This window comes from Streptomyces sp. NPDC047315, assembly GCF_040643215.1.
Lineage (GTDB): Bacteria > Actinomycetota > Actinomycetes > Streptomycetales > Streptomycetaceae > Streptomyces.
In genome coordinates this window covers 1-4,553 of record NZ_JBEYTZ010000094.1, presented here as the reverse complement: position 1 = coordinate 4,553, position 4,553 = coordinate 1, and the positions used below count along the sequence as shown (strand labels likewise).

The 4,553-nt window shown below is 72.1% G+C and carries 5 protein-coding genes and 1 pseudogene; all 6 read left to right on the top strand.

The window, feature by feature from the left end; all coding sequences use genetic code 11:
* Positions 1–181, top strand: a pseudogene (locus tag ABZ842_RS38615) (hypothetical protein); the annotation flags it as partial.
* Between the two features lie 204 nt (positions 182–385).
* Positions 386–1,495 carry an aliphatic sulfonate ABC transporter substrate-binding protein gene (locus ABZ842_RS38610; RefSeq protein ID WP_361548521.1) on the top strand — a complete coding sequence of 370 codons (1,110 nt, stop codon included), beginning with the start codon at positions 386–388 and terminating at the stop codon, positions 1,493–1,495.
* Between the two features lie 30 nt (positions 1,496–1,525).
* A complete protein-coding gene (locus ABZ842_RS38605) occupies positions 1,526–2,323 on the top strand; it encodes an ABC transporter ATP-binding protein (RefSeq protein ID WP_361548518.1) in 798 nt (265 codons plus the stop codon).
* The gene (locus ABZ842_RS38600) at positions 2,310–3,260 is read left to right on the top strand and encodes an ABC transporter permease (protein WP_361548515.1); all 951 of its coding nucleotides are present in this window, start codon (positions 2,310–2,312) and stop codon (positions 3,258–3,260) included. Before ABZ842_RS38605 ends, ABZ842_RS38600 begins: the two co-directional genes overlap by 14 nt.
* An 8-nt stretch (positions 3,261–3,268) precedes the next feature.
* Positions 3,269–4,066 (top strand): CbiX/SirB N-terminal domain-containing protein, encoded by a 798-nt coding sequence (locus ABZ842_RS38595; protein WP_361548512.1) that lies wholly within the window; start codon positions 3,269–3,271, stop codon positions 4,064–4,066.
* 33 nt (positions 4,067–4,099) lie between these two features.
* Complete coding sequence (locus ABZ842_RS38590) at positions 4,100–4,375, top strand: DUF4236 domain-containing protein (protein WP_361548509.1); 276 nt, start codon at positions 4,100–4,102, stop codon at positions 4,373–4,375.
* Positions 4,376–4,553 lie beyond the last annotated feature (178 nt).

Genomic DNA, 4,553 nt, shown 5'->3' with positions numbered 1-4,553 from the left:
CCCCTACACCCACTCCCGCCGCACCGGCGCCTTCCTCCTCATCGACCCCAACGACGGCACCACCCTCACCGCCGCCATGACCGGAGACAGCTTCGTGACGGCGGCCCGCTCGGCGCGGTCCGCGGCGGAGCCGACCGGAGGCGCCGACGAGCAGGACGAGAAGTCGGAGTGGGACTTCTGATGACGAACGTGTTCGCCACCTTCGCGAAAGAGGGCGGCCGGGTGGGTAGTGGCACCCTCGGCGCCGGTTCGGGAGGTGTGGAGCGATGTGCGCGCTGACCCGTGTCCCGATCCACCCGCGCCGGAAACGAAGACCCTTACCCGATGACTCCCCGGCCCCGCCGCACCGGCGTGGCCTCCGGGGACAACGAGAGGAACACCTCCCGTGCCTGCCACCCGCCCCGCCCTCCGCCGTACCCTCGCCCTGACCGCCGCGCTGCCGCTGCTGGTCGGCGCGCTCGCCGCCTGCGGCTACGGCTCGGAGTCCGAGAAGGACGACGACGTCGCCCCGGCCGCGAAGGGGAAGAAGCTCTCCGCCGACACCGTGCGCCTCGGCTACTTCCCCAACCTCACCCACGCCACGGCGCTCGTCGGTGAGCAGGAGGGCATCCTCCAGAAGGAGTTGGGCGGGACCGCGATCAAGTCGACGACCTTCAACGCCGGCCCCTCCGAGATCGAGGCGCTGAACGCGGGCTCGATCGACGTCGGCTTCATCGGCCCCTCCCCCGCGATCAACGGATTCACCAAGTCCAAGGGCAAGAACCTGCGGATCGTGGCCGGCTCGGCGTCCGGCGGGGTGAAGCTGGTGGTCAACCCGGCGAAGATCAAGACGCTGGACGACCTCAAGGGCAAGAAGATCGCCACCCCCCAGCTCGGGAACACCCAGGACGTCGCGTTCTTGAACTGGATCGCGGAGCGGGGCTGGAAGACGGACGCGCAGAGCGGCAAGGGCGACGTGTCCGTGGTCCGCTCGGACAACAAGATCACCCCCGACGCCTACAAGTCCGGTTCCATCGACGGCGCGTGGGTGCCCGAGCCGACCGCCGCGAGGCTGGTCAGCCTGGGCGCGAAGGAGCTCCTGGACGAGTCCACGCTGTGGCCGGACAAGAAGTTCGTGATCACCAACGTGATCGTGAACCAGAAGTTCCTCAAGGACCACCCCGACGTGGTGGAGGCCGTCGTCCGCGGCACGGTGAAGACGAACGCGTGGATCAACGCCAACTCGGACGCGGCGAAGAAGTCCGCCAACAGCAAGCTCAAGGCGCTCACCGGCAAGGAGCTGCCCGCGGAGATCATCGACGGCGCGTGGCCGTCGATCCAGTTCCTGGACGACCCGCTGGCCAGCACGCTCCAGGCGCAGGCCGACCACGCCGTGAAGGCGGGCCTGGTGAAGGAGCCCGACCTGGCCGGCATCTACGACCTGCGGCCCCTGAACAAGGTGCTGAAGGCCGAAGGCAAGCCCGAGGTTCCCGACGCCGGTCTCGGCGTCAAGTAAGCCGTAAGCCACTCCCAGGAGGTGACGACCATGGCCAGCGCCACTGTGACGAAGGACCGGGCCGGGGCCCGTACGACGGCCGGGTACGCCGCGCGGATCGAGCACGTCTCGAAGTCCTTCGCGACGCCTGCGGGGCGGCAACTCGTCCTGGACGACATCACTCTCGACGTCGCTCCGGGCGAGTTCGTGACCCTTCTCGGTGCCTCCGGCTGCGGCAAGTCGACGCTGCTCAACCTGGTCGCCGGGTTGGACGCGCCCTCGGCGGGGGCCATCCAGACCCCCGGCGGGCGCCCGGCGCTGATGTTCCAGGAGCACGCGCTGTTCCCGTGGCTGACCGCGGGCCGGAACGTGGAGTTGGCGCTGCGGCTGCGCGGCGTCCCCAAGGCGGAGCGGCGCACCGAGGCGGAACGGCTGCTCGAACTGGTGCGGCTGGGCGGGGCGTACGGCAAGCGGGTGCACGAGCTGTCCGGCGGGATGCGCCAGCGCGTGGCGCTGGCGCGGGCGCTCGCCCAGGACAGCCAACTGCTGCTGATGGACGAGCCGTTCGCGGCGCTGGACGCCATCACCCGGGACGTGCTGCACGACGAGCTGACCCGGATCTGGCGGGAGACGCAGCTCTCGGTGCTGTTCGTGACGCACAACGTCCGCGAGGCGGTCCGGCTGGCCGAGCGGGTGGTGCTGTTGTCGTCCCGGCCGGGTCGGATCGCCCGGGAGTGGGAGGTCGGCATCGAGCAGCCGCGCCGCATCGAGGACGCCGAGGTGGCGGAGCTGTCCATCGAGATCACCGAAGAACTGCGGGGGGAGATCCGTCGACATGGCCAGCACTGAGAGTCCTCCGGCCAAGAAGGCCGGGAACGCCGGGAGCGCCGATGGCGCGAAGGGGGACGCCGGGGCCGGCCGCGCCGGCTCGGGGGACCTCGCCGGTCTTGAGGCGGGGCTCGACGCCCTGGACGCCGTACAGACCCAGCGGACCCCGCTGCGGCAGGTCCTGCTGAACAAGGTGCTGCCGCCGCTGGTGGCGGTCGCCCTGGTGGTGGCGGTCTGGCAGACGCTGGTGTGGGCGGAGGTGACCGACGAGGGCTCCCTGCCCGCCCCGTCCGCGGTCTGGGACAGCCTGTCCGACCTGTGGTTGCAGGGGACGCTGCTGGAGATCGTGTGGACCAGCGTCTCGCGCGGTCTGCTCGGCTTCCTGCTGGCGCTGGCGATCGGCACCCCGTTGGGTCTGCTGGTCGCCCGGGTGAAGTTCGTCCGGGCCGCGATCGGGCCGATCCTCTCCGGTCTCCAGTCGCTCCCGTCGGTGGCGTGGGTGCCGCCCGCGGTGATCTGGCTGGGGCTCAACAACCAGATGATGTACGCGGTGATCCTGCTCGGCGCCGTCCCGTCGATCGCCAACGGGCTGGTGTCCGGCGTGGACCAGGTCCCGCCGCTGTTCCTACGGGCCGGACGCACCCTGGGCGCCACCGGCCTCAAGGGCACCTGGCACATCGTGATGCCGGCGGCGCTCCCGGGCTACGTGGCGGGGCTCAAGCAGGGCTGGGCGTTCTCCTGGCGGTCCCTGATGGCGGCGGAGATCATCGCCTCCTCACCCGATCTGGGCCTCGGCCTCGGCCAGTTGTTGGAGAACGGCCGCAACAACTCCGACATGCCGGGCGTCTTCCTGGCGATCTTGCTGATCCTGGTGGTCGGCATCGCCATCGACCTGTTGATCTTCAGCCCGCTGGAGCGCGCGATCCTGCGGGGTCGCGGTCTCCTCGTCAAGAACTGAGCACCGCCATGCGCCCTCCCCGTCTCCTCGTCGTCGCCCACGGCAGCCGTGACGCCCGGCACGCCGCGACCGTGCACGCCCTGGTGGGGCGGGTGCGGGCGCTACGGCCCGGGCTGCGCGTGGAGACGGCTTTCCTGGACTTCAACGCGCCGTCCGTGCCGCAGGTGTTGGAGCGGCTGGCGGCCGAGGAGCCGGGGGCGGCGCGGGGCGCCGTGACGGACGTGGTGGCGCTGCCGCTGCTGCTGACGCGCGCCTTCCACGCCAAGTCGGACATCCCTGCCGTGCTCGCCGAGGCGTCCGCCCGGCTGCCGCGGCTGCGCATCCGGCAGGCGGAGGTGCTCGGCCCGTCGCCGCTGCTGCTGGCGGCGGTGCAGCGCCGGCTGATCGAGGCCGGGGCGGCGCCGTCCGCCGCCGTCCGACGCTCGACCGGGGTCGTCCTGGCCTCGGCGGGCTCCACAGACCCGGAGGCGATCGCAGCGATCGCAGAAACGGCGCGGGAGCTGCGGCGCACCGGTTGGTGCTCCGTGCGGCCTGCGTTCGCCTCCGCATCCCTTCCGCGCACGGAGGACGCGGTGCGCGCGCTGCGGGCCGACGGCTGCGCGCGCGTGGCCGTCGCGCCGTACGTCATCGCCCCGGGCCGGCTGCCGGACCGGATCGCGGCGGGCGCCCGCGATGCGGACGTCCTCGCGGACGTCCTCGGCCCGTCGCCCGAGCTGGCGCGGCTGCTCGTCGAGCGGTACGAGCAGGCGGTCGCCGCGGCCCGGAGCCGGCGGGCGGCGCAGGGCCGGATCGAGGTTTCCGCGTAGCTCCCGGTACGGTCGGTCGAAGGTCCGCGGTCCGTGACGCGGCCGTGGCACGCCGGTGACGCGGACGGCGCGCGGGCCGTGCACCATCGGGGCAGGCGAGGGCAGGAGGCCGAGATGCCGTTCCACTACCACAAGCGGATCACGCTGATCCCGAAGCTGCTGCACGTCACGATCAGCCGGCACGGCTGGTCGTGGTCGCTCGGCAGCCGACGGGCACATGTGACCAGGGACAGCCACGGCCGGCGCAGCGCGGCGGTGCGGCTGCCGGGCGGCTTCAGCCTGCGCCGGGACTCCCGCCGCCACCACTAGGAGCCTGCCGCACCTGGGTGGCCAGGGTGGGCGCGGTTTCGCCGTACGGCGGGCTGCGCTGTGGCGTCTGCGGCCCGTCTGTGGCTGTTCGCGCAGTTCCTCCCCCTACGCCCCAGGGGGTTGGGGGGGGTACTGCGCGAACAGGCCCCCCCCACATCGGTAGAGCACACGTGTGTAC